Raw genomic sequence first — 23,443 nt, 5'->3', positions numbered from 1 at the left:
CCGGGGCGGTCGGCGTGGGCGTCGGCGTGGGGGCGGGCGCCGGCGTCTGGGCGACGGCCGGGACGGCCATTGCCAGCAAGACCGCCAACATGACGCCCCGGAGCCTCATTGCGGGATCGGCCCGACGGCGAAGAGGTTGTCCGGCGTGACCACCAGCCCCCAGAGCAGGCTGGCCGCGACGCCCAGCACCAGCAGGCCGAGCAGGGCGCGGGTTTCCTCGCCGCGCAGCTTGGTGCCCATGGCGGCGCCGAACTGCGCGCCGGCAACGCCACCCACCAGCAGCAGGAGCGTGAGGACGATGTCGACACTGCCGGTGGAGACCGCCTGCAGCAGGGTCACGTTGGCGGCGACGAAGACCACCTGGAACAGCGAGGTGCCGATGACCACCGCCGTCGGCATGCCCAGCAGGTAGATCATGGCGGGGACCAGCATGAAGCCGCCGCCGACGCCCATGACGGCCGAGAGCACGCCGATGCCGAAGCCCACCAGCAGCGGCGGGATCACCGAGATATAGAGGCGCGACTTGCGGAAGCGCAGCTTGAAGGGCAGGCCGTGCATCCAGAGATGCGCGTGCAGCCGGGCCGGCGCCACCTGCCGCCGCCGCCGCAGGATGGCGCGCGCGCTCTCGCGCACCATCAGCGCGCCGACGCTGCCCAGGATCACGACGTAGAAGACCGAGACTGCGAGGTCGACCTGGCCCTGCCGCCGCAGCCAGGCGAAGAGCTGCACGCCGAGGCCGGAGCCGATGAAGCCGCCGGCCAGCAGCACCATCCCCATCCGCGGATCGACATTGCCGCGCCGCCACTGCGCGATCAGGCCGGAGACCGAGGCGCCCAGCGTCTGGTTGGCGCCCGAGGCGACGGCGACCGGCGCCGGAATCCCGATCAGGATCAGCAGCGGAGTCAACAGAAAGCCGCCGCCCACGCCGAACAGGCCGGAGAGCCATCCCACGCCGAAGCCGATGCCCAGCAGCAGCAGGGCATCCACGGACATTTCGGCGATCGGCAGATAGACCTGCATCGCGTCTCCACCAAACCTTGGCACCCCCGGCACCTGCGCACCGGGGGTTGCGTGATCGCAGCCGGGTTGCCGGCGACCGAGGCCGCCGGGCCGTTCCTTCCTGCGGTGACGAATCGCTCCGCCGCCGGCGCCCGTCATGGGGCCGGGGAAAGGATTGTCACCGCGACGCCGCACAGGGGACATTCGGATTGCGGCAAGTCTTGGGCTAAAGCTTGCGACGGCCGGGGGTTCCCGGCGTTTTTTCGGATTTTTTCGCCATGGCGCTGCGCCGACGCTCCCTGCTGGCTGCCACGCTCGCGCTGCCGGCACTGCACCGCGCCATGGCGGAACCGGTGGCAAGGCTCGGCCTGCTGCATGTCAACGACTTCCATGCCAAGCATGACGGAATGCAGGCCAGCGGCGCCGCCTGCCGCGAGGGCGCGTCCTGCCTCGGCGGCAGCGCCCGGCTGGCGAGCGGCCTCGACCTGCTGCAGGCCGAGGCGGCGGCGGCAGGCCGTCCGGTGCTGCGCCTCGATGCCGGCGACCAGTTCACCGGCAGCCTGTTCCACACCGCCCATCACGGCGCCGCCGAGGCCGCGGTGCAGCGCGCCACCGGCACCCAGGCCATGGCGCTGGGCAACCATGAATTCGACGGCGGGCCGCAGCGCCTGGCCGCCTATGCCGGGATGGTGCCCTTCCCGCTGCTCTCGGCCAATCTGGATGCCGGCGCCGAGCCGCTGCTCGCCGGGCTGATCCGCGGCCATGCCGTCTTCACCCTGGGCCAGGCCCGGATCGGCGTCATCGGCCTGACCACCGAGACCACGCCCCAGGCCTCCAGCCCCGGCCCGACGCTGCGCTTCATCGAGGCCACCGCCGCCGCCGAGCGCTCGATCGCCGCGATCCGCGCCGAGGGGCCGGCGACCATCGTGCTGCTGTCGCATCTGGGCCTGGCCGCCGACCAGGCGCTGGCGGCGCGGCTGCCGGGGGTGGACGTCATCGTCGGCGGCCATTCCCACACGCTGCTGGCCGATCTGCCCGGGGCCGAAGGGCCTTCCCCCACGATGATCGAGGGCCCCGACCGGGTCACCCGCATCGTCCAGGCCGGCGCCTTCGGCCGCTGGGCCGGGCGGCTGGACCTGGAGCTCGGCGGCGACGGGCGCGTCCTGGCGCATGGCGGCCGGGTGCTGCCGGTGACGCCAGACCTGCCGGAAGCGCCGCGCGTCGCCGCCATCGTCGAGGAATACCGCCGCCCGATCGCCGCGTTGCGCGCCCGCGCCGTGGGGCAGTCGGCCGAGCCGCTGCCCAATGCCGGCTGCCGGGTGGGCGAATGCCGGCTGGGCAACCTGGTGGCCGAGGCCATGCTGGCCGCCGCCCCGGGCGCCGAGATCGCGGTGACCAATGGCGGGGGCCTGCGCGCCGGACTGCCGGCCGGCGCCATCTCGCTGGGCGACGTGCTGGAGGTGCTGCCCTTCGGCAATACCCTGGCGCGGCTGACGCTGCGCGGCGGCGACCTGCGCGCGGCGCTGGAGATCGGCCTGTCCCGCGTCGAGCAGGGCGGCGGCGGCTTCCCCCAGATCGCCGGGCTGCGGCTCCGCTTCGACCCGGCGGCGCCGCTCGGGCAGCGGCTGCGCGAGGTGGCGGTGGCGGAGGCCGGCGGCTTCCACCCGCTGGAGGATGGCCGCGCCTATCGGCTGGTCACCAATGACTTCAACCGCCGCGGCGGCGACGGCTATGCCCCGTTCCGCGACAGGGTGCTGGAGGCCTATGACAACGGCGCCCCGCTGGAGGAGGCGGTGGCGGCCTTCCTGGCGGCGGATGGTGCAGCGCGGACCGCGCTGGACGGGCGGATCGCGCGGATGGCACGCTGAGCGTCCTTTTCCACCGAGGGCCCATGATGCGTCCGAGCCTGCTTCCGCTGTTCCCGCTGCTGCTCCTGGCGGCCTGCGCCACGCCCGAGGCCGCCGCGCCGCAGCCCGGCCTGGCCACCGCCACGGCTGCGCCCGCCGCCGCCGCACCTGCCGCCGCCCGGCCCGCGATCGACTTCCCCGCGACCCTCGGCAGCTTCCAGCGCCGCGGCGAGGTGACCGATTACGGCGCCGCCAGCGGGCTCGGCCGCGCGGCCGGCTACCACCGGGCGAATGGCGACTATGCCACCGTCTATCTCTATGACCGCCGCCAGCGCCGCGCCCCGGAAGGCGCGATGAGCCCGGACGTGGCGGCGGAGCTGCAGGTCACCCGGCAGGAGCTGGACGGGGTGATGGCGCTGGGCCGCTACCGCGCGGTCGAGCCGGCCGATCCCGAGCTGCTGGTCGAGCGCACCCGCAGCGGCGGCCCCGGCCTGCGCTGCAACAACTACCGCATCACCCAGACCCATGGCGGCACCACCGGCGACGCCGTCTGCGTCACCGTATTGGACGGCCAGTTCCTCAAGGTCCGCAGCACCGCGGCGAATGGCGACCCGCGCCGCGCCAACCTGATCGGGGCCGAGCTGATCCTGGCCATGCAGGAGGCGGCGCGGCGCTAACCCCCCGCCTGCAGCGACTGCAGCAGCCCCGCCACCACGTCCTCGGCGCTGCCGCCGCCCGAGAACCCGTCCAGCGCCGCATCAGACAGCGGGCCGTGCCGCGGCGCGGGGGGCGGCAGCGGCAGGCCGGCGGCGCGCAGCATGGCCAGGGCGGTCGCCGTGTCCGGGGCGGCGCGCATCTGCGCCTGCAGCGCCGGGTCGCGGCGCAGCGCCTCGGCGAGGGTGCGCATCAGGGGGTCGGGGCCGGCTTCGCGATGCATCTGCCTCTCCTTTCGGCAGGGCGCGGCGGGTCGGCGCCCCGCCCAGACGCCCCTCGGTGGTCGAGGTGGTCAGGCGCCACGGGCGGGGCCGCCATCGCAGCAACGCAAGCCTAGACGCGGCGGGGCCCGGCCGTCCCGCCATTTCGTCCCGAATTCTTGTCGTTCTGCCTCAATCGCTCGGATGCCGCGCAGGATAGCGCCGGCCGCGTGCCAATGGCTGGAATTTCATGACGCTCTTGTGCCGGTTACTGGCACGCGCTTTGCTCGCGCTGCAGCGATCGGCTTCTCGGCAGGCCCCGACTCGCCTAAGAGCCTTCCCTTCCCTCCGTGCCCGAGGAACCGCCATGCCTGTCTCCGCCGACGCCCCGCGCCCGATCGTCGATGCGCGCGGTTTGTGGAAACGCTACGGCGCGCTGACCGTGCTGCACGGCGTCGACCTCAGCGTCGCCGAGCGCGAGCTGGTCTTCATCATCGGCCCGTCCGGCTCCGGCAAGTCGACCCTGCTGCGCTGCCTGAACCGGCTGGAGGAGCCGGATGACGGCTCGATCCATGTCGACGGCATCGAGCTGCTGAGCCCGAAGACCGACATCAACGCCGCCCGCCGCCGCATCGGCATGGTGTTCCAGAGCTTCAACCTCTACCCGCACATGACGGCGCGGCAGAACGTCATGCTGGCGCTGCGCAAGGTGCTGGGGAAAAGCCGCGACGAGGCCGATTCCATCGCCGCCGCCGCGCTGCACCGCGTCGGCCTGGGCGAGCGGATGGACCATCACCCGGCGCAGCTGTCCGGCGGTCAGCAGCAGCGCGTGGCCATCGCCCGCGCCATCGCCCTCGAGCCGCGGGTCATGCTGTTCGACGAGCCGACCAGCGCGCTCGACCCCGAGCTGGTTGGCGGCGTGCTGAACGTCATGCGCGAGCTGCGCGAGAGCGGCATGACCATGGTCGTGGTCAGCCACGAGATGGCCTTCGCCCGCGCCGCCGCCGACCGCGTGGTCTTCATGGCCGATGGCCAGAAGCTGGAGGAGGGGCCGCCGGCGCAGATCTTCGGCGACCCGCAGCACGAGCGGACCCGGGCCTTCATCCGCCAGATCGACCGGCACTGAGCGCGCCCCCCATGTCCGGCCTCGAAAACTTCCTGTTCTCCTTCTTCAACCTGAAGGTCATGGCGACCTATCTGCCGCTGGTGGCGCAGGGCCTGGCCCTGACCGTGCTGCTGGCGCTGCTGATCGTCGTCGCCGGCCTGGCGCTGGGCCTGGCGCTGGCGGTGCTGAGGTCCTTCGGTATCCGGCCGCTGAACTGGCTGATCATCTTCACCGTCGACCTGTTCCGCGCCCTGCCGCCGCTGGTCATCATCGTGCTGCTGTTCTTCGGCCTGCCGACGCTGGGCATCGGCCTGTCCGGCTTCGCGGCGACCTGGCTGTCGCTGACCCTGGTGCTGATGGCCTTCTCGGAGGAGATCTACTGGGCCGGCATCACCGCGGTGCCGAAGGGGCAATGGGAGGCGGCGCGCTCCACCGGCCTGTCCTTCCTGCAGACGCTGCGCATGGTGGTGCTGCCGCAGGCGCTGCGCATCACCATCCCGCCGCTGACCAACCGCACCATCGCCATCACCAAGGGCACCGCGCTGGGCTCGGTGGTCGGCGTGGCCGAGATCCTCGGCGCCTCGCAGAGCGCGATGTCCTTCTCCGCCAATCCCTCGGCGCTGACGCTCGGCGCCATCGCCTATCTCGTGCTCTTCATCCCGGTCGTCGCGCTCGGCCGCTGGATCGAGACGCGCTTCGCCTGGAAGCGGTGATCCCATGGACGACTTTTTGACGGCTTTCCTCAATGTGGAAATCGTCCGGGAGGCCTGGCCGATCCTCTGGCAGGGCTTTCTGTATACCCTGGCGCTCTCGGCCATCACGGTGCCGCTGGGCATGGTGGGCGGCGTGATCCTGGCGCTGCTCTCCACCGCCGGGCCGCGCGGCATCCGCTGGGCGGCGGCGGCCTGGACCGACCTGTTCCGCGCCATCCCGCCGCTGGTGCTGCTGGTCTTCCTCTATGCCGGCCTGCCCTTCGCCGGGCTCGATGTCGGCGCCTGGGGGGCGGTGGCCATCGGCTTCTTCCTGAACACCGGCGCCTATTACGGCGAGGTGCTGCGCGCCGGCATCGGCAGCGTCCCCCGCGGCCAGGTCGAGGCCGCCCGCAGCACCGGCCTCAGCCAGGCGCAGGCGCTGGCCCATGTCGTCCTGCCGCAGGCGGTGCGCAACGTGCTGCCCGACCTGGTCAGCAACACGCTGGAAGTGGTCAAGCTGACCTCGATCGCCAGTGTCGTCGCCCTGCCGGAGCTGCTGTTCCAGGCCCGCCAGGCGCAGAACGCCACCTACAACGCGACCCCGATCGTCGCCGCCGCGATCGCCTATTTCCTGCTGCTCTGGCCGCTGGTGCGGCTGATCTCGCGGCTCGAGAACAAGGCGATGGCGGGCCGCTAACCGGCCGGTGCGGCGATCCTGAGGCGCAGGGACAGCCGCACCGCATCTCCCAGCAGCGCCCGGTCGGCGACCATGCCATAGGCGCTGCGCGACAGCCGCCCCGTCGCCTCCAGCCCCAGGCTGCCGCCGCGGCGCTCGCCGACCAGCAGCTCGATCACCAGCGGCAGCGCCTGGCCGCGCAGCGCCAGCAGCCCGTCCAGCGCGATCCGCCCGGCCGCCAGCCGCCGCGCCGCCTGGCTGGCGAAGTGAGCGTGCGGGAAGGCCTGCGCGTCGAAGAATTCGGCGCCGCGCAGCCGGGCGGTGCGGCCGGGATCCGCCATCTCCACCGAGGTGACATCCATCTCGACGGTCAGCGCGGTCTGCTCCGGCGCGGCCGGGTCGAAGGCCAGGACGCCATGGAAGCGGGTGAAGCGGCCGGGAAGGTCGAGCAGGCCCAGCGCCGTGACGGAAAAATCCAGTGCCGCCAGCGACGGGTCGAAGGCGAAGCGGGGGATGGCCGCCTGCGCCATGGCCGGGCGCGACAGCAACCCGGCCAGCCAGGCGCGGCGGCCGAGCCTCACAGCGGCCGGGCGGGGACGCCGCCGACCTCCTGGCCAGGGGCCACATCGGCCAGCACCGCGCTGCCCATGCCGATGACGGCGCCGTCGCCAATGCGCAGCCCGGGCTTCACCCCGGCCAGGATGCCGACCAGCACCTCGGCCCCGAGCCGCACGCCGCCGCCCAGCACCGATCCCGGCGCCAGGTGGCAGGCGGGGCCGATCACCGAATCATGCTCGGCGATGCTGCCGGTGTTGAGGATGGCGCAGGTGCCGACCTCGACCGCGGCGCCGACCACGGCGCGGGGCAGGATGGCGCTGCCGGGCCCGATCCGGGCGCTGCCGGCGATGACGGCCGAGGGGTGGCGCAGCACCGGCAGGGCATAGCCGATCGCGGCCAGAGACTCGCCGACTTGGCGCCGCAGCGCGTTGCGGCCCAGCGCCACATGCGCGCTGTCGAAGTCTTTCCGGGAAAAAAGCTCCGCCGCGCGGGCGACCGGGCCCAGCCAGGGCACCGGCGGCAGCCCCGGGCAGGCCAGCCCGGGGCAGTCCGCCGCGTCGTCCAGGACGCCTCCCGGCGGCGGCAGGCCGGCATCGCGCAGCAGCTCCAGCAGCGCCCGGCCATGCCCGCCGGCGCCGATGAACAGCAGCGCCACCGTCAGATGGCGACGCGGACGCCGAGCTCGACCACGCGGTCGCTCGGGATGCGGAAGAACTCGGTGGCCGGCATCGAATTGCGGCTGAGCACCGAGAACAGCCATTGCCGCCAGGCCGGCATCTTCGGCACCGCCGCCGCGACCAGCGTCTCGCGGCCGAGGAAATAGCTGGCCTGCATGCTCTCGAACTCGACGCCGTATTCGCGCAGCGCCTCGAGCTCGCGCGGGATGTTCGGGCTCTCCTGGAAGCCGTAGCGCAGGATGACGCGGTGGATGCCCGGCGCCAGCTCGGAGACCTCGCGGCGCTGCTGCGCCTGGGGCACGTCCTCGTTCTCGACGGTGACGAACAGCACACGCTCATGCAGCACCTTGTTGTGCTTCAGGTTGTGCAGCAGGGCGGCGGGGACGTAGTCGGCCTGGCCGGTCATGAAGACGGCGATGCCGGGGACGCGGATGGTGCGCGACTGCGGCAGCCGGGCCAGGAAGGATTTCAGCGGCAGGCTGTCCTGGCGGAAGCGGGCGAAGAGCAGCTCGCGCCCGCGCCGCCAGGTCAGCATCAGCGCGAACATGCCGGCGCCCAGCAGCAGCGGCACCCAGCCGCCATCGGGCACCTTCAGCACGTTGGAGATGAAGAAGCCGGCATCGAGCAGCAGCATCGGCACCACCACCAGCGCGACGCCCAGGCGCGACCAGCCGAACTGCCGGCGGAAGACCAGCCCGGCCAGGCAGGTGGTGCAGAGGAAGGTGCCGGTCACCGCGATGCCATAGGCCGCCGCCAGGCTGTCCGAGTCATGGAAGGACAGCACCAGCACGATGACGCCGGCCAGCAGCAGCAGGTTGATCTGCGGCATGTAGATCTGCCCCTCCTCGGTCTCCGAGGTGTGGGTGACCACCATCCGCGGCAGGTAGCCGAGCTGGACGCATTGGCGCGCGATCGAGAAGGCGCCGGAGATCATCGCCTGGCTGGCGATGATGGTGGCGCAGGTCGCCAGGATCACCAGCGGCAGCCGGAACCACTCGGGCGCCAGCAGGTAGAAGGGGTTCTCCAGCGCGGTCCGGTCGGAGAGCAGCAGCGCGCCCTGGCCGAAATAGTTCAGGGTCAGCGCCGGCAGCACCGCCCAGAGCCAGACCAGCCGGATCGGCCGCGCGCCGAAATGGCCCATATCGGCATAGAGCGCCTCCGCCCCGGTCACCGCCAGCACCACCGAGCCGAGCGCGATGAAGGCCGCCAGGTGGTATTCCAGGCAGAAGGCGATCGCGTAGTGCGGCGACAGCGCCAGCAGCACATGCGGCTGCACCACGATCTCGATCAGCCCGAGCACGCCGAGGCTCAGGAACCACAGCGCGGTGACCGGGCCGAAGATGCGGCCGATGGTGTGCGTCCCCTTGTACTGCACCAGGAACAGCGCCAGCAGCACGCCGAGCGAGATCGGGATCACCGCCTGGGTGAAGGCGGGGGAGATGATCTTCAGCCCCTCCACCGCCGAGAGCACCGAGATCGCCGGCGTGATGATGCCGTCGCCGAAGAACAGCGAGGCGCCGGCGATGCCGATCATCATGACGGCCGCGCGGCCGCGCTCGCCGCGGGCGACCCGCATGGCCAGCGCCATCAGCGCCAGGATGCCGCCTTCGCCGCGGTTGTCGGCGCGCAGCACGAGCAGCACGTATTTCACCGTGACCACCAGGATGAGCGACCAGAAGATCAGGCTGAGCACGCCCAGGATCTCCCAGTCCTCCAGCCCGTCCGCCGCGAAATGCAGCAGCGAGGCGCGGAGGGCGTAGAGCGGGCTGGTGCCGATATCGCCATAGACGACGCCAAGGACGCCCAGCAGCAAGGCCGGGCTGAGCTGGCGGTGAGCCGGGGAATTGTTCTGGGTGGACACTGCCATGCCGTGTTGATGCCGGCGACAAGGAGTAGGCCGGCGGTATGGCGCGGTGCAAGGGGCAGGCCTGTGACGGCGCGGCGGGCTGATCCGGCGCGGGAAGGGGTCGGCCGGTCGGCGGCGTGAGAACACGGTGCCGGACTGCAGCGAAAGCCTGGCCGCCGAATTGGTTGCGTCCAGCGATAAAAAACAAAGAAATTTGAAAGTTGGTGGCTGTTTCGTGAAAATCTGCGGTCCGTCGGTCGTTCTGCATTGGTCATGCTGGATGAAGTCCGGCTATGACCATTCAGCCCTGTAGCGATTGATGGAATATGTCAGCCCACCGAAAGCCTTCTTCCTTCGAAACAAATCCGGGAGAGGGCTCCAAGGCCGAGCTCGACCTTGCGGTCCTTCTACGTGACTTGGAAGTCGGCGAAGAATTCTTCTGGGAGCCGGACCGGCTGGTGCCGTTCGAGCACTGGGCCGGGCATATCCCCTTCGCCTTCTGGCTGACCCGCATCCTGCGCCCGCGCCAGCTGGTCGAGCTCGGCACGCATCGCGGCAATTCCTACTGCGCCTTCCTGCAGGCCATGGCGCATTCCGGCATCGCCGGCCAGTGCCACGCCGTCGACACCTGGCAGGGCGACCTGCACATGGCGCAGGAGACCGGGCTGTTCGAGGAGCTCAGCGCCTATCACGACCCGCGCTACGGCGGCTTCTCCACCCTGCTGCGGATGGACTTCGCGCAGGCGCGGCCGCTGTTCGGCGCGGGCTCGATCGACCTGCTGCATATCGACGGCTGCCACACCTACGACGCCGTGCGGCAGGATTTCGAGCTCTGGGCGCCGACGCTGTCCGACCGCGGCGTGGTGCTGTTCCACGACACCAATGTCCGCCGCCCCGATTACGGCGTCTGGCAGCTCTGGGCCGAGCTGAAGGACCGCCACCCGCATTTCGAGTTCGTCCACAGCTACGGGCTGGGCGTGCTGGCGCTGGGCAGCGAGCTGCCGGCGCCGCTGCGCCGCCTGCTGGCCGCCAGCGCCGAGCCGGCGCGCGAGGCCGGCATCCGTGCCCTCTTCGCCGCGCGCGGCCGCGGCGTCACCTTCCGCCTGCAGGCCGAGCAGCACCAGGCCGAGGCGCTGCGCCTGCTCGGCGAGGCCGGCGCGGCGCAGCAGCAGGCCGCCGCGGCGCAGCAGCGCCAGGCCGAGGCGCAGCAGCGGCAGGCCGAGGCCGAGGCCGCCCTTGGCACGGCCGAGACCGCCGCCGAGACCCTGGCGCAGCAGCTGCGCCAGCAACTGCGCCACGCCCAGGCGGCGGCGCAGCAGATGCAGACCACGGCGCTGCAGGCGCATGACGCGGCGCTGGGCCGCGAGGCTGCGGCCGTTGCCGCGGCGCGGCAGGAGGCGGCCGGGCTGCAGGTCCGGCTCGGCGCGCTGGAGGAGGAGCTGCGCCAGATGCGCGACAGCACCTTCTGGCGGATGACCGGCCCGCTGCGCAGCGCCGCCGGGCTGCTGCCGCAGCCGGCGCGCCGGCTCGGCCGCGGCGGCGCCAAGCTGCTGCGCTGGAGCCTGACGCTGCAGCTGCGCCGGCGGCTGCGCGAGCGCCGGGCGCTGCTCAACTCCGCCGCGACCATGGCGCTGCCGGCGCCCGAGGCGCCGCCCGCCAGCCTGTCGCCCCCCAGCCTGTCGCCCGGCAGCCTGCCGCCCGCTTCGCCTCCCGCTGGCCTGACCCCGGCGCGCCCGGCGCTGACCGGCCGCATGCCGGCGGCCGACGAGGTCGCCGGCATGGCCTGGCCCGACACCTTCCGCCTGCGCGGGCATCAGCCGGCGGCGCGGATCGCCGTGGTGCTGCACCTGTTCTATCCGGAGCTCTGGGAGGAGTTCGAGACGGCGCTGGGCGCGCTGGACGAGCCCTTCGACCTCTTCGTCACCCTGGTGCAGGGCCATTCCGAGGCGCTGCAGGAGACCATCCTGGCGCGCTACCCGGCCGCCGTGGTGCTGGCCTTCCCCAATCACGGGCGCGACGTCTATCCCTTCATCGCCCTGGTCAATTCCGGCGCGCTGTTCGGCTACGAGCTGATCTGCAAGCTGCATTCCAAGCGCAGCCTGCACCGCCAGGACGGCGACGCCTGGCGCCGCAGCCTGACCGCCGGGCTGCTGCGCGACCGCGGGCATGTGCGCGACATCCTGGGCGCCTTCCGCGGCGATCCCGACCTCGGCGTCGTGGTGGCGCGCGGCAACGTGGTCGGCCAGGACCCGGAGCACTGGCATTCCAACCTGACCCATGTGCACCGCCTGTCCGAGCGCATGGGCATCCCGCCGCTGAACGAGCCGCGCACCTTCCCCGGCGGCTCGGTCTACTGGATCCGTCCCTTCCTGCTGCGGCCGATCGCCAGCGCCCGCATGACGCCCGGCGACTTCGAGGCCGAGCCGCTGCCGCATGACGGCACCGCGGCGCATGCGGTGGAGCGGCTGATCGGCCTGCTCTGCCACGATGCGGGCATGCGCATCGCCGAGGAGCAGGAGGTGGCGGCGCCCGCCATCCCGGCGCCGGCGGCCAAGGTCGATATCGTCGCCTTCTACCTGCCGCAGTTCCACCCGATCCCGGAGAACGACCGCTGGTGGGGCGCCGGCTTCACCGAATGGAGCAATGCCACCCGGGCGAAGCCGCAGTTTCCCGGACATCGCCAGCCGCGGCTGCCGGGGGCGCTCGGCTTCTACGACCTGCGGCTGCCGCAGACCCGGGCGGCGCAGGCGGCGCTGGCCCGCCAGCACGGCGTCTCGGCCTTCTGCTACTACCACTACTGGTTCGACGGCCAGCCGCTGCTGGAGACGCCGATCCAGGCCATGCTGGCCAGCGGCGAGCCCGACTTCCCCTTCATGATCTGCTGGGCCAACGAGCCCTGGACCCGCAACTGGGACGGGCTGGCGCGCGACATCCTGATGCCGCAGAGCTACCAGCCCGGCTGGGAAGCCGCCTTCGCCCGCGACATCGCGCCGCTGCTGCGCGACCGGCGCTACTGGCGGCAGGGCGGCCGCCCGATGCTGCTGATCTACCGCGTCATGCACATGCCGCGGCCGGTCGAGTCGATGGCCGCGCTGCGCCAGGCGCTGCGCGAGGAAGGCGTGGGCGAGGTGCATCTGGCCGCCGGCTGGGTCGCCTTCACCGACGACGCGGCCCTGCCGGAGGACCCGGCGGCGCTTGGCCTCGACTCCTATTTCGAGTTCCCGCCGCACCGCCTGTCCGGCGCGCGCGAGGTCACCGCCGAGCGGCTGGCCGAGGGCAGCGGCTTCCAGGGCCAGATCTACGACTATGGCAGCGTGGTCGAGGGGGCGCTGGCCGGGCTCGCCGCCCCGGTGCAGGGCGTCCGGCACCGGGCGGCCACCATGGGCTGGGACAACACCGCCCGCCGCGGCGCCCGCGCCAGCATCCTGCATGGCGCGACGCCGGCCAGCTTCCGCCGCTGGCTGCGTGGCCTGGTGCGCGACGCCGCCGCCCGCCCGCCGGCGCCCGGGGAGGCGGGCGAGGGCCGGCTGGTCTTCGTCAATGCCTGGAACGAGTGGGCCGAGGGCACCACGCTGGAGCCCGACCAGGATTTCGGCAGCGGCTGGCTGGAGGCGGTGTCCTCCGCCCTGCCGCAGCCGCCGCCGCGGGACTGACAGCCCCGAGAGAGGGCATAAAAAAAGGGGGCCTTTCGGCCCCCTTCTTCGTTTCCGCCCGGGCCTTCAGTGCCCGCGCAGGATCTGGCTGAGGAAGCCCTTCAGACGGTCGGTCTTCGGATCGTTGAAGATCTGGTCCGGGATGCCGGACTCGACCACCTCGCCGCGGTCCATGAAGACCACGCGGTCGGCGACCTGGCGGGCGAAGCCCATCTCATGGGTGACGCAGATCATGGTCATGCCGGTATCAGCCAGCATCACCATGGTATCCAGCACCTCCTTGATCATCTCCGGGTCGAGCGCCGAGGTCGGCTCGTCGAACAGCATGATCTTGGGCTTCATGCAGAGCGCGCGGGCGATGGCGACGCGCTGCTGCTGGCCGCCCGAGAGCTGGCCCGGATACTTCTTCGCCTGCTCCGGGATCTTGACGCGGGACAGGTAGTCCATCGCCAGCGCCTCGGCCTCCTTCTTCGGCATCCGGCGGACCCAGATGGGCGCCAGGGTGCAGTTCTCCAGGATGGTCAGGTGCGGGAACAGGTTGAAGCTCTGGAACACCATGCCGACCTCGCGGCGGATGGCATCCAGCGAGCGGGTGTCGTCGGTCAGCTCCATGCCGTCGACGACGATGCGGCCTTCCTGGTGCTGCTCCAGCCGGTTGATGCAGCGGATCATGGTGGACTTGCCGGAGCCCGAGGGGCCGCAGACCACGACCCGCTCGCCGGTGGCGACGTTCAGGTTGATGTCGCGCAGCACGTGCAGCGCGCCGTACCACTTGTTCACCTTGTCCAGCAGGATGGCCGGCGGCGCGTCGGCGCGCACGGCGGAGGCGAGGTGCGGGCCGTCTTCCATGGTGGCGCTCATGCTGCTTGCGATCCCTGGGTCTGGTGGTTCTGGACGTTGACGGTGTTGGCCATGCTCAGCGCACCCGGTGGCGGTTCAGCTCCGCCTCGAGGTTCTGGCTGTAGCGCGACATGGCGAAGCAGAAGACGAAGTAGATGGCGCCGACGGTGACGTAGATCTCGATGCCGAAGCCCTGCCAGGCCGGCTCGACGATCGCCGTCTTGCCGGCGGTCAGCAGGTCGAAGATGCCGATGATCAGCACCAGCGAGGTGTCCTTGAAGAAGCCGATGAAGGTGTTCACCAGCGGCGGGATCACCAGGCGCAGCGCCTGCGGCATGATGATGAAGCCGGTCTTCTGCCAGTAGGACAGGCCCAGCGCGTCGGCCGCCTCGTATTGCCCGCGGGGCAGCGCCTGCAGGCCGGCGCGCACCACCTCGGCCAGATAGGCGGCGGCGAAGAGGATGATGGCGATCTGCGCCCGCAGCAGCTTGTCGATGTTGATGCCTTCCGGGAGGAAGAGCGGGAACATCACGCTGGCCATGAACAACAGAGAAATAAGCGGCACGCCGCGGATCAGCTCGACATAGACGACGCAGAGCATCTTGATCGCCGGCATCTTCGACCGCCGGCCCAGCGCCACCAGGATGGACAGCGGGAAGGCGAAGGCGATGCCGAAGGTCGACAGGATCAGGGTGATGACCAGCCCGCCCCAGCGCTCCTGCGGGACATAGGGCATGCCCAGCACGCCGCCCCACATCAGGATGCCGATCACGGTGAGCGTCGCCAGCCAGACCAGGGCCAGCGCCGGCCGCCAGAAGCGGCGCATGGCGGAGACGATGTAGAGGCCGACGAACAGCAGGCAGACCAGCGCCGGACGCCAGTGCTGCTCATAGGGGTAGGTTCCGAACAGGATGAAGCGGTGCTTCTCGGTCACCACGGCCCAGCAGGCGCCGCTGCCGGCCAGCGCGCGGCAGGCCTGGGTCTGCGCGCCCTGCGGCGTCACCGGCACCGACCAGATGGCCTTGACGAAGGCCCAGTCGATGAAGCCCACGGTCCAGCGGATCAGCAGATAGCTGAGCGCCAGCGTGACCGCGGTCGAGATCCAGGAGGAGAACAGGTTGGCGCGGGCCCAGGCCAGCGGCCCGACCTGCAGCAACGGCGGTCGTCGCGGCGCCAGCGCGGCATCGGCCACGGGGCGGGGGGCGGAGGCTTCGGCGGCGATGTCGGCCATGGCTCAGCGCTCCACCAGGGCGATGCGGGAATTGTACCAGTTCATGAACAGGCTGATCGACAGGCTGATGGTCAGGTAGACCGCCATGATGATGGCGATGCCCTCGATGGCCTGGCCGGTCTGGTTCAGCGTGGTGTTCGAGATCGAGACGATGTCCTGGTAGCCGATGGCGACCGCCAGGGAGGAGTTCTTCGTCAGGTTCAGGTACTGGCTGGTCATCGGCGGCACGATGACGCGCAGCGCCTGCGGCAGCACGATCTTGCGCATGATCAGCCCGCGCTGCAGGCCGAGCGCCTCGGCGGCTTCCCACTGGCCCTTGGCGACCGCCAGGATGCCGGCGCGGACGATCTCGGCGATGAAGGCGGCGGTGTACATCACCAGGCCGACCAGCAGCGCGAAATACTCCGGCGTCACGGTGACGCCGCCCTGGAAGTTGAAGCCGCGCAGCGCCGGGATGTCGCCGGTCCAGGGGGCGCCCAGCCCGGCCCAGATCAGCACCGGCAGGCCGAGGATCAGCCCCAGCGCCGCCGGCCAGACCCGCCGCGGCTGGCCGTCCGCCATCTGCCGGGCCTTGGCGGCGCGGGCATAGAGCACGGTGATGACGATGCCGAGGACGAAGCCGAGCAGCGCGAAGCTGTGGGCGTCCTGCCACTGGATCCAGGGCAGCTTCAGGCCCCGGTTCGACAGGAAGACACCCTCCATCGGATGCAGCGCCTGGCGCGGCCCGGGCAGGCCCTGCAGGATGGCGTACCAGAACAGCAGCTGCAGCAGCAGCGGCAGGTCGCGCACCACCTCGACATAGACCGCGGCGATGCGGGACAGCAGCCAGTTCTTCGACAGCCGGGCGATGCCGATCAGCGTGCCGATGATGGTCGCCAGGATCACGCCGACCACCGCGATCTTCAGCGTGTTCAGCACGCCGACCAGCAGGGCCCGTGAATAGGTGTCGGTGGGCGAATAGGGAATCAGGCTCTCGGCGACCGGCAGCCCGGCCTCGCGCGAGAGGAAGCCGAAGCCGGTCGCGATGCGCCGCACCTCGAGATTGTGCTGCGTGTTGCTGACCAGCCAGCCGATGATGCCGAACACCACCCCCAGCACCAGGATTTGCCAGACGATGGCGCGCAGGCGCTCATCGGCCCAGGAGAGGCGGATCCCTTTCTTCGGCGGCGCGCGAAGCAGCCTTGGATCGGCAGCGGTGTCGGACATGCGTAAAGCCCCGTTGTTGCGTCTTTGTCCGATGGTCGGACGGTCGGGTCCCGGGCCGGCCTCTGGGGGCCGGTTTCGGGGCGGCCGTTGCGAGGCCGGCCCGGGGGGTGTCTCCCCCGGGCCGCCCCCGCCACTCTACAAGCCTTGCCCCGTCCTTAGCGGAAGGGGAAGGAATACTGCAGCCCGCCATTGGTCCACTGCGCGTTCGGGCCGCGCTGGATGCCCAGCGGCTTCAGGTGGCGCTCGAAGATCTCGCCATAGTTGCCCGTCGCCTTGATCACCCGGACCGCCCAGAGGTTGTCGACGCCCAGCATGGCGCCGAGCCCGCCGGTCTTGCCGACGATGCGCTGCACCTCGGGTCGCTGGTCGTCGGCCACGGCCTTGTCGACATTGGCCGTGGTGATGCCGAACTCCTCGGCGGCCAGCAGCAGGTTGTGCGTCCAGCGCACCAGGTCGGCCCAGCGCTGGTCGCCATGCCGCACGCCGAGCGCCAGCGGCTCCTTGCTGATCACTTCCGGCAGGATCACGTGGTCCTCCGGCTTCGGCTGGGCCGAGCGGGTGGCGGCCAGGCCGGAGACGTCGGTGGTGTAGGCGTCGCAGCGGCCGGCGACATAGGCGGAGACCAGCTCCTCCAGCCGCTCGATGATCACCGGGGTGAACTTGACGTTGTTGGCGCGCGCCCAGTCGGTCAGGTTCTGCTCGGTGGTGGTGCCCGGCTGCACGCAGACCGTGGCGCCGTCCAGCTCCTTGGCCGACTTCACGCCCAGGCTGGCCTTCACCATGAAGCCCTGGCCGTCGTAGAAATTCACCGCCGGGAAATCCAGGCCGAGCGAGGTGTCGCGCGACAGCGTCGCCGTGGTGTTGCGCGGCAGCACGTCGATCTCGCCCGACTGCAGCGCCGTGAAGCGGTTCTGCGCCGTGGTCGGCACGTAGCGCACCTTGCTGGCGTCGTTGAACAGGGCGACCGCCAGGGCGCGGCAGTACTCGACGTCGAAGCCCTGCCAGCGGCCCTGGCTGTCGGGCTGCGCGAAGCCGGCCAGGCCGGTGTTCACGCCGCAGCTGAGCGTGCCGCGGGCCTTGATGGCGTCGAAGGTGGCGGAGGCTGGCGCCGCCGGCGGCGCCGGCTGCTGCTGGGCCAGCGCGGGCAGCGACATGGTGCCGACCATGACCGCCGCGCCGAGCGCGCGAAGGGTAGCAAGCCGCATGGGCTTCATTCAGTGATCTCCCAATCCTTGTAGCGGCCGGCGGTTGCTCCGCCGGCTCCTCCCGCGATCCCCGCCGCACAGGCTCAAGCCATATGCTGCGCCAGGGTCAGGGTCCGGATCAACGCGCTTGCGCATGGCGATACGGCCCCCTTTGCCCGTTAGCCTTGCAGGAGGCGTGACGCAATCGTGACGCACGATCTTCCCTTTTGGACAGGGAATCGGCAGGTCCTGCTTAGCAAGTTCGATGCCAGGAAGCGGCACCGCCTGCCCGCCCTGCGATACCGGCCGGCCAGCCTTCCGCCGGGGCCGCGTCGCCCTAGGATAGGGCGACCGACCACCCCGGAGTTCACTGCCGATGCGCCTCATGGACCGCGCCGAGACCGCCGCCCGCCTGCCCTGGCCCGCCTTGATCGAGGCGCTGGCCGCCATCTTCCGCGACGGCTGCGCGGCGCCGCTGCGCCATCGCCATCCGCTGCCGCAGAATGAGGCAAAGGAAGGCTCGCTGCTGCTGATGCCGGCCTGGCAGGCGCATCGCTACACCGGCGTGAAGATCGTCCATGTCACGCCTGCCAATGCCAACACGCCGGGGCTGCAGGCGGTGAACTCGGTCTACCTGCTGTCACATGGCGAGAACGGCCAGCCGCTGGCGCTGCTCGACGGCAGCACGGTGACCGACCGGCGCACCGCGGCGGCCAGCGTCCTCGCCGCCGGCTATCTGGCGCGGCCCGACAGCGAGCGCCTGCTGCTGCTCGGCAGCGGCAAGGTCGCGCATGCCCTGGCCGAGGCCTACAGCACCCGCTTCCCGCTGAAGGAGATCCGCGTCTGGTCGCGCCGCGCCGACAGCGCCCGCAGGCTGGCCGACCGGCTGCGCGACGAAGGCCTGCCCGCGGCGGTCGCCGATAGCGCCAGCCCCGCCGGCTTCGACATCGTCTCGGCGGCGACGCTGGCCACCGAGCCGCTGCTCTTCGGCGCCGACCTCTCGCCGGGGACGCATGTGGATCTGGTCGGCGCCTTCCGGCCCGACATGCGCGAAAGCGACGGCGCGCTGGTCGCGTCCTGCAGCCTGTTTCCGGACACGCGGGCCGGCGGGCTGGCCGAGGCCGGCGACATCGTCCAGGCCATCGGCGAGGGCGCCATCGACGAGAACCATATCGTGGCGGATCTGTTCGACCTCTGCCGCGGCACGCATCCGGGGCGGACCTCGAAGGAGGAGAAGACGCTGTTCAAGTCGGTGGGCTGGGCCGGCGAGGACCTCGCGGCGGCCGTGCTCGCCTACGAGACGCCATAAAAAAAGGCCGGGGGAAAGAATTCCCCCGGACCCCCATCTTCTTTCTGTCAGTGCGCCGAAGCGCGGCTGATCAGCGGCGCAGGCCGAGGCGCTCGATCAGGCTCTGGTAGCGGGCCTGGTTCTTGCGCTTCACATAGTCCAGCAGGCCACGGCGCTGACCGACCAGCACCAGCAGGCCACGACGGCTGTGGAAATCCTTCGGATGCGCCTTCAGGTGCTCGGTCAGCTGCGAGATGCGGTCGGACAGCAGGGCGACCTGCACTTCCGGGCTGCCGGTGTCGCCGGGCTTGGTGGCGTATTCGGCGATGATCTTCGCGCGGGTCTCGACATTGATCGACATCGGCTTGTGCCTTTCAGTCTGTCTCGCCGTCCGGCAGCGCCTGGACGGCGACGAGGGTGTTGTCGCCCGGGCTGAGCCACCGCTCCGGCCGCACGCGGCCGGACTCCAGGCGAACCAGTCCCTTCAGGCGCTCCCCCGCCATTGCCCGCACAAGCCCCCCATCGGGGCTGGCGTCGCCGGGTATCCGGCCCATGAACTCGACCATCGAAAGGGTCTGCCCATGGGACAGGCGTGCGGCCTCCGCTTCGGTGAGGGCCAGTGCCGGGATGTCGGCCAGCGCGGTCGTCACGGGAAGCAGAAGGTCCGGGGAAGGAGGCGGCGTATCCTCCATTCCCACCAGCTTGTCCAGCGGAATCGCGGCCTCCTCGAGGAAAGGCCCGACCCGCATCCGCCGCAGCGTCGCGATATGCCCGACCGCGCCCACGGCGCGGGCGATGTCGCGCGCCAGCGACCGCATGTAGACGCCCTTGCCCGACTGCACGGTGAAGATCGCCGTGTCGGCATCCGGCCGCGACTCGAGCTCGAACCTGTCGACGCGGGCGGGGCGCGCCGCCATCTCCGGGATCTGCCCCTCGCGCGCCAGGTCATAGGCGCGCTCGCCATTGATCTTGATCGCCGAGAAGATCGGCGGCACCTGCATGATGTCGCCGATGAAGGCCGGCAGCGCCGCGCGCAGCTGGTCGTCGGTCGGGCGGACGTCGCTGGTCTCGATCACCTTGCCTTCCGCGTCGTCGGTGTCGCGCAGCTCGCCGAGCCGCAGCGTGAAGCGGTAGGTCTTGGTCCCGTCCATGACATAGGGGACCATCTTGGTCGCCGCCCCGAAGGCGATCGGCAGCACGCCGGTGGCCAGCGGGTCCAGCGTCCCGCCATGCCCGACCTTCTGCGCCTGGAAGGCCCGCTTCAGCTTGTTCACCACATCGGTCGAGCCGATGCCGGAGGGCTTGTCGACGATCAGCCAGCCATCCAGCGGGCGGCCACGCGGCTTGCGGTTCGGGCGTGCCATGGTCTTTGTCTCAACGCTCTTGGGCCGCGTCGCCGCGGCCGGCAGGAAAAGGGAAGGGCGGTCAGGCCGGCGGCAGCGGACGCGAGCGGCCCGTGGCGTCGAGCGCGACGAAGGTGAAGACCGCCTCGGTCACCCGGTTGGTGTGCTCGCCCTCGCGCTCGCGCCGCCAGGCCTCGACCCGGATCCGCAGCGAGCTGCGCCCCGTGGACAGGATCTGGGCGTAGAGGCTGACCTCGTCGCCGACCCGCACCGGCGAGAGGAAGGTGATCGCCTCCACGGCGACCGTGGCACAACGGCCGCGTGCGCGGCGGGCGGCGGCATTGCCGGCGGCCAGGTCCATCTGCGCCATCAGCCAGCCGCCGAAGATGTCGCCGGCCGGGTTGGTGTCGGCCGGCATGGCGATGGTGCGGATCATCGGCGGCTCGGCGGGCGGCGCCTCCGGCAGGGCGGCCTCGGCCGCGCCCTCGGCGGCCTCGCGCCGGCTCACGCCTCGTCCTCGTCGTCGTTGTCGCGCGGGTCGTGGCGGGTCGGCGCCCGGCCGCGCTTGGCCTCGGTCGGCCCATGGGACTGCACCGGGGACTGCACCGGGGCGGGGATCGCCTGGCCAGGCTTCTCGGGGCGCGGCGGCAGGTCCTGCGCGACCTCGGGCCGGCGCATCACCGCATCGATCTTCGAGGCGTATTCCAGCGCGTTGTCCGGCTGGAAATGCAGCTCGGGGGCGAAGCGCAGCCGCACCGCCTGGGCCACCTGCTTGCGCAGGAAGGGCTGCACCCGGCGCAGCCCGGCGAGCTCCTCCTTGGTCACCGCGCGGCCGAGGGCGGCGACGAAGCAGGTCATGTGCTTCAGGTCGGGGGAGGCGCGGACCTCGGTCACCGTGACGTGGCGGCTGTCCAGGTCGGGATCGTGCAGTTCGCCGCGCATGAACACGGCGGACAGGGCATGGCGCACCTCCTCCGCGACGCGGAGCATGCGCTGGCTGGGGGCGCCGGCGGAGGCGAGTTTCTTAACCATGGGGATCTCTTGCACAAACAGGATGGGGGGGACACGGGTCCCCCCCAGCGCTGGCCGGGCGGCGGTGCAGGGACCGCCGCCCGGGACTTGGTCTTACGAAATCAGACGGCGGCGACCGTCTCGGTCTCGTAGCACTCGATCTGGTCACCGATCTTGATGGCGTCGTAGTTCACGAAGCTCATGCCGCATTCGTAGCCATTGGTGACTTCCTTGACGTCGTCCTTGAAGCGCCGGAGCGTCGCCAGCTCGCCCTGGTGGATGACCACGCCGTCGCGCAGCAGGCGGACGCCGCAGCCGCGACGGACCACGCCCTCGGTGACGCGGCAGCCCGCGATGTTGCCCAGGCGCTTGACCTCGAAGACCTCGAGGATCTGCGCATAGCCCAGGAACTTCTCGCGCTGGATCGGCGCCAGCTTGCCACGGACCATCGCCTCGATGTCGTCCGACACCTCGTAGATGATCGAGTAGTAGCGGATGTCGACGCCGTCGCGCTGCGCCATCTCCCGCGCCTGGCCGGTGGCCCGGACGTTGAAGGCGACGACCACGGCGTTGGACGCCTTGGCCAGCTGGATGTCGCTCTCGGTGATCTGGCCGACCGCCGAATGCAGCACCCGGACCTTCACCTCGTCGCGCGACAGCTTGTTCAGGGTGACGCCGAGCGCCTCGGCCGAGCCCTGCACGTCCGCCTTCACGACGACCGCCACTTCCTTCTGCACGCCGGCCGCGACCCGCGCCATCATGTCGGACAGCGTGCCGCGGGCGGCACCCGCCGCCGCCGCCAGCTTGTCGCGGTTGCGGCGCTGACGGTACTCGGAGATCTCGCGGGCGCGGCCCTCATCCTCGACGAAGGACAGCGGCTCGCCGGCCGACGGCACGCCGGACAGGCCCAGGATCTCCACCGGCATGCTCGGGCCGGCTTCCTTCAGCTGGCGGCCCTTGTCGTCCAGCATGGCGCGGACGCGGCCCCATTCGGCGCCGGCCACCACCATGTCGCCCTGGCGCAGCGTGCCCTTCTGCACCAGCACCGTGGCCACCGGGCCGCGGCCCTTGTCCAGCTTGCTCTCGATGACGGTGCCTTCGGCGCCGCGCTCGGGATTGGCCTTCAGGTCCAGCACCTCGGCCTGCAGCAGGATGGCTTCCAGCAGCTTGTCGAGGTTCATCGCCTTGGTGGCGGAGACCTGGATCTCCATGGTGTCGCCGCCCAGGCTCTCGACCACGATCTCGTGCTGCAGCAGCTCCTGCCGCACGCGGTCGAGGTTGACGCCCGGCTTGTCGATCTTGTTGACCGCCACGATCAGCGGCACGTCGGCCGCCTTCGCATGGTGGATCGCCTCGATCGTCTGCGGCATGACGCCGTCATCGGCGGCCACGACCAGCACCACCATGTCGGTGACGCTGGCGCCACGGGCGCGCATCGCCGTGAAGGCGGCGTGGCCCGGGGTGTCGATGAAGGTGACGCGCTGGCCGCCCTCGACCGTCACCTGATAGGCGCCGATATGCTGGGTGATGCCGCCGGCCTCGCGGGCGGCGACGTCGGTCTTGCGCAGCGCGTCCAGCAGGCTGGTCTTGCCGTGGTCGACATGGCCCATGATGGTGACGACCGGCGGCCGCACGATCATGTCGCCCTCGGCGTCGACGACGCCGTCCAGCCCCTGCTCGACATCGGACTCGGAGACGCGCTTCACGCGGTGGCCGAACTCGTTCACCACCAGCTCGGCGGTGTCCGCATCGATCGACTGCGTCAGCGTCGCCATCACGCCCATGCGGAACAGCGCCTTCACCACCTCGCCGCCACGGGCGGCCATGCGGTTGGCGAGCTCCTGCACCGTGATCGACTCGGGCACGACGACGTCGCGCACGACCTTCACGCCATCCGAGCGCAGGCGCTGCAGCTCCTGCTGCCGGCGCTCGCGCTCGCGGGCGCGGCGGACCGACGCCATCGAGCGGCTGCGGTCGTCGTCGCCCTCGATCGCGGCGGCCACGTCGATGCGGCCGTCGCGGCGCCGGTCGGCGCCGACGGGCGGCTTCTTCGCGGGCGGCGCGACCGGCTTCTTGGCGGCCGCCGCCGGCAGGCCGGGGCGACGCACCGGGCCACGGCGATCCTCTTCCTCACCCTCGCGGCCGCGCAGCGTCAGCCGCGCGCCGGGGGCGCCCGAAGGCGGCATCGACGAGGGGGCGGCGCCCGGACCGGCGCCGGGGCCAGCCGGACGGCGCGGACCCTGGCCGGCGCCACCGCCCGGGCCGGAGGCCGAGCGCGGGCCGCCGGCATGGCGCACCGGGGCCATGCCGACCTGGCGCAGGCCGATGCCAGGCACCGAGGGACGCGGCGCGGCGGCTGGGGCCGCGTCCCTC

20 protein-coding genes and 1 pseudogene are annotated in these 23,443 nt (G+C 71.3%); 7 read left to right on the top strand and 14 right to left on the bottom strand.

Translation table 11 applies throughout. From position 1 onward, the window contains the following. Positions 1 to 105: 105 nt before the first annotated feature. Positions 106 to 1,020 (bottom strand): sulfite exporter TauE/SafE family protein, encoded by a 915-nt coding sequence (locus tag BKE38_RS16915; protein ID WP_076958450.1) that lies wholly within the window; start codon positions 1,018 to 1,020, stop codon positions 106 to 108. Positions 1,021 to 1,277: 257 nt separating this feature from the next. Between BKE38_RS16915 and BKE38_RS16910 the strand changes: the two genes are divergently transcribed. Together BKE38_RS16910 and BKE38_RS16905 are read left to right on the top strand one after the other, a co-directional pair. Continuing rightward, positions 1,278 to 2,867: a bifunctional metallophosphatase/5'-nucleotidase gene (locus tag BKE38_RS16910; RefSeq protein WP_076958449.1), complete on the top strand. Its 1,590-nt coding sequence runs from the start codon at positions 1,278 to 1,280 to the stop codon at positions 2,865 to 2,867. Between the two features lie 23 nt (positions 2,868 to 2,890). Then, positions 2,891 to 3,523 (top strand): hypothetical protein, encoded by a 633-nt coding sequence (locus BKE38_RS16905; RefSeq protein WP_076958448.1) that lies wholly within the window; start codon positions 2,891 to 2,893, stop codon positions 3,521 to 3,523. On the opposite strand, the gene BKE38_RS16900 is transcribed toward BKE38_RS16905, so the two are convergent. Beyond that, complete coding sequence (locus BKE38_RS16900) at positions 3,520 to 3,783, bottom strand: hypothetical protein (RefSeq protein ID WP_076958447.1); 264 nt, start codon at positions 3,781 to 3,783, stop codon at positions 3,520 to 3,522. The genes BKE38_RS16905 and BKE38_RS16900 overlap by 4 nt on opposite strands. Positions 3,784 to 4,127: 344 nt before the next feature. Here BKE38_RS16900 and BKE38_RS16895 point away from each other — a divergent pair, with 344 nt between their 5' ends. Genes BKE38_RS16895 through BKE38_RS16885 form a run of 3 tightly spaced genes read left to right on the top strand, consistent with a single transcriptional unit; the run spans position 4,128 to position 6,254 of the window. Next, positions 4,128 to 4,886 (top strand): amino acid ABC transporter ATP-binding protein, encoded by a 759-nt coding sequence (locus BKE38_RS16895; RefSeq protein ID WP_076958446.1) that lies wholly within the window; start codon positions 4,128 to 4,130, stop codon positions 4,884 to 4,886. Positions 4,887 to 4,897: 11 nt separating this feature from the next. Continuing rightward, entirely contained in the window at positions 4,898 to 5,578 is a 681-nt protein-coding gene (locus tag BKE38_RS16890; protein WP_076958445.1) for an amino acid ABC transporter permease, read from the top strand. A gap of 4 nt (positions 5,579 to 5,582) precedes the next feature. Then, positions 5,583 to 6,254 carry an amino acid ABC transporter permease gene (locus BKE38_RS16885; RefSeq protein ID WP_076958444.1) on the top strand — a complete coding sequence of 224 codons (672 nt, stop codon included), beginning with the start codon at positions 5,583 to 5,585 and terminating at the stop codon, positions 6,252 to 6,254. Here the strand turns inward: BKE38_RS16885 and BKE38_RS16880 are convergent. From BKE38_RS16880 to BKE38_RS16870, 3 genes are read right to left on the bottom strand one after another with little or no spacing between them, the layout of a single operon-like run. After that, positions 6,251 to 6,814 carry a YceI family protein gene (locus BKE38_RS16880; protein ID WP_076958443.1) on the bottom strand — a complete coding sequence of 188 codons (564 nt, stop codon included), beginning with the start codon at positions 6,812 to 6,814 and terminating at the stop codon, positions 6,251 to 6,253. The two genes, BKE38_RS16885 and BKE38_RS16880, sit on opposite strands and share 4 nt — an antisense overlap. Next, positions 6,811 to 7,551 (bottom strand): acetyltransferase, encoded by a 741-nt coding sequence (locus BKE38_RS16875; protein WP_083747615.1) that lies wholly within the window; start codon positions 7,549 to 7,551, stop codon positions 6,811 to 6,813. Before BKE38_RS16875 ends, BKE38_RS16880 begins: the two co-directional genes overlap by 4 nt. After that, positions 7,449 to 9,335: a potassium transporter Kup gene (locus BKE38_RS16870; RefSeq protein WP_076958441.1), complete on the bottom strand. Its 1,887-nt coding sequence runs from the start codon at positions 9,333 to 9,335 to the stop codon at positions 7,449 to 7,451. The genes BKE38_RS16875 and BKE38_RS16870 overlap by 103 nt, the downstream gene beginning before the upstream one ends. 437 nt (positions 9,336 to 9,772) lie before the next feature. On the opposite strand from BKE38_RS16870, the gene BKE38_RS16865 reads away from it, so the two are divergent. Beyond that, complete coding sequence (locus tag BKE38_RS16865; RefSeq protein ID WP_165694210.1) at positions 9,773 to 12,967, top strand: glycoside hydrolase family 99-like domain-containing protein; 3,195 nt, start codon at positions 9,773 to 9,775, stop codon at positions 12,965 to 12,967. Between the two features lie 66 nt (positions 12,968 to 13,033). Here the strand turns inward: BKE38_RS16865 and BKE38_RS16860 are convergent, their stop codons facing one another. The 4 genes from BKE38_RS16860 to BKE38_RS16845 form a co-directional block, all read right to left on the bottom strand. Then, complete coding sequence (locus BKE38_RS16860; protein WP_106409238.1) at positions 13,034 to 13,828, bottom strand: amino acid ABC transporter ATP-binding protein; 795 nt, start codon at positions 13,826 to 13,828, stop codon at positions 13,034 to 13,036. A 55-nt stretch (positions 13,829 to 13,883) separates the two neighbouring features. Further along, positions 13,884 to 15,038, bottom strand: a complete 1,155-nt coding sequence (locus BKE38_RS16855) for an amino acid ABC transporter permease (protein ID WP_076958438.1) — start codon at positions 15,036 to 15,038, stop codon at positions 13,884 to 13,886. Between the two features lie 3 nt (positions 15,039 to 15,041). Beyond that, entirely contained in the window at positions 15,042 to 16,244 is a 1,203-nt protein-coding gene (locus BKE38_RS16850) for an amino acid ABC transporter permease (protein ID WP_076958437.1), read from the bottom strand. Between the two features lie 155 nt (positions 16,245 to 16,399). After that, the gene (locus BKE38_RS16845; RefSeq protein ID WP_106409237.1) at positions 16,400 to 17,458 is read right to left on the bottom strand and encodes an amino acid ABC transporter substrate-binding protein; all 1,059 of its coding nucleotides are present in this window, start codon (positions 17,456 to 17,458) and stop codon (positions 16,400 to 16,402) included. Positions 17,459 to 17,804: 346 nt separating this feature from the next. Between BKE38_RS16845 and lhpI the strand changes: the two genes are divergently transcribed. Next, positions 17,805 to 18,737, top strand: a complete 933-nt coding sequence (gene lhpI, locus BKE38_RS16840; RefSeq protein ID WP_076958436.1) for a bifunctional Delta(1)-pyrroline-2-carboxylate/Delta(1)-piperideine-2-carboxylate reductase — start codon at positions 17,805 to 17,807, stop codon at positions 18,735 to 18,737. A 70-nt stretch (positions 18,738 to 18,807) separates the two neighbouring features. Here lhpI and rpsO read toward each other — a convergent pair whose 3' ends face one another. The 5 genes and pseudogenes from rpsO to infB all read right to left on the bottom strand — a co-directional run. Further along, positions 18,808 to 19,077, bottom strand: a complete 270-nt coding sequence (gene rpsO / locus BKE38_RS16835; RefSeq protein ID WP_076958435.1) for a 30S ribosomal protein S15 — start codon at positions 19,075 to 19,077, stop codon at positions 18,808 to 18,810. Positions 19,078 to 19,090: 13 nt separating this feature from the next. Next, complete coding sequence (gene truB / locus BKE38_RS16830; protein WP_076958434.1) at positions 19,091 to 20,080, bottom strand: tRNA pseudouridine(55) synthase TruB; 990 nt, start codon at positions 20,078 to 20,080, stop codon at positions 19,091 to 19,093. A 61-nt stretch (positions 20,081 to 20,141) separates the two neighbouring features. After that, positions 20,142 to 20,495: an acyl-CoA thioesterase gene (locus tag BKE38_RS16825; RefSeq protein WP_076958452.1), complete on the bottom strand. Its 354-nt coding sequence runs from the start codon at positions 20,493 to 20,495 to the stop codon at positions 20,142 to 20,144. Between the two features lie 68 nt (positions 20,496 to 20,563). Beyond that, on the bottom strand, positions 20,564 to 21,091 hold the full coding sequence (gene rbfA / locus BKE38_RS16820) for a 30S ribosome-binding factor RbfA (RefSeq protein WP_083747613.1): 528 nt from the start codon (positions 21,089 to 21,091) through the stop codon (positions 20,564 to 20,566). Between the two features lie 101 nt (positions 21,092 to 21,192). Continuing rightward, positions 21,193 to 23,443: pseudogene (gene infB / locus BKE38_RS16815) on the bottom strand (translation initiation factor IF-2); the annotation flags it as partial.

Origin of the sequence: Teichococcus deserti (assembly GCF_001982615.1) — a bacterium.
Lineage (GTDB): Bacteria > Pseudomonadota > Alphaproteobacteria > Acetobacterales > Acetobacteraceae > Pseudoroseomonas > Pseudoroseomonas deserti.
The sequence above is the reverse complement of the archived record's forward strand: the minus strand, read 5'-3'. Positions and strand labels throughout refer to the sequence as shown.

Coding starts and splice junctions, on each gene's coding strand:
- BKE38_RS16915 (WP_076958450.1), bottom strand. CDS start 1,020: ATGCAGGTCTATCTGCCGATCGCCGAAATGTCCGTGGATGCCCTGCTG.
- BKE38_RS16910 (WP_076958449.1), top strand. CDS start 1,278: ATGGCGCTGCGCCGACGCTCCCTGCTGGCTGCCACGCTCGCGCTGCCG.
- BKE38_RS16905 (WP_076958448.1), top strand. CDS start 2,891: ATGATGCGTCCGAGCCTGCTTCCGCTGTTCCCGCTGCTGCTCCTGGCG.
- BKE38_RS16900 (WP_076958447.1), bottom strand. CDS start 3,783: ATGCATCGCGAAGCCGGCCCCGACCCCCTGATGCGCACCCTCGCCGAG.
- BKE38_RS16895 (WP_076958446.1), top strand. CDS start 4,128: ATGCCTGTCTCCGCCGACGCCCCGCGCCCGATCGTCGATGCGCGCGGT.
- BKE38_RS16890 (WP_076958445.1), top strand. CDS start 4,898: ATGTCCGGCCTCGAAAACTTCCTGTTCTCCTTCTTCAACCTGAAGGTC.
- BKE38_RS16885 (WP_076958444.1), top strand. CDS start 5,583: ATGGACGACTTTTTGACGGCTTTCCTCAATGTGGAAATCGTCCGGGAG.
- BKE38_RS16875 (WP_083747615.1), bottom strand. CDS start 7,551: ATGGCTGTTCTCGGTGCTCAGCCGCAATTCGATGCCGGCCACCGAGTT.
- BKE38_RS16870 (WP_076958441.1), bottom strand. CDS start 9,335: ATGGCAGTGTCCACCCAGAACAATTCCCCGGCTCACCGCCAGCTCAGC.
- BKE38_RS16860 (WP_106409238.1), bottom strand. CDS start 13,828: ATGAGCGCCACCATGGAAGACGGCCCGCACCTCGCCTCCGCCGTGCGC.
- BKE38_RS16855 (WP_076958438.1), bottom strand. CDS start 15,038: ATGGCCGACATCGCCGCCGAAGCCTCCGCCCCCCGCCCCGTGGCCGAT.
- BKE38_RS16850 (WP_076958437.1), bottom strand. CDS start 16,244: ATGTCCGACACCGCTGCCGATCCAAGGCTGCTTCGCGCGCCGCCGAAG.
- BKE38_RS16845 (WP_106409237.1), bottom strand. CDS start 17,458: ATGAAGCCCATGCGGCTTGCTACCCTTCGCGCGCTCGGCGCGGCGGTC.
- lhpI (WP_076958436.1), top strand. CDS start 17,805: ATGCGCCTCATGGACCGCGCCGAGACCGCCGCCCGCCTGCCCTGGCCC.
- rpsO (WP_076958435.1), bottom strand. CDS start 19,077: ATGTCGATCAATGTCGAGACCCGCGCGAAGATCATCGCCGAATACGCC.
- truB (WP_076958434.1), bottom strand. CDS start 20,080: ATGGCACGCCCGAACCGCAAGCCGCGTGGCCGCCCGCTGGATGGCTGG.
- BKE38_RS16825 (WP_076958452.1), bottom strand. CDS start 20,495: ATGATCCGCACCATCGCCATGCCGGCCGACACCAACCCGGCCGGCGAC.
- rbfA (WP_083747613.1), bottom strand. CDS start 21,091: ATGGTTAAGAAACTCGCCTCCGCCGGCGCCCCCAGCCAGCGCATGCTC.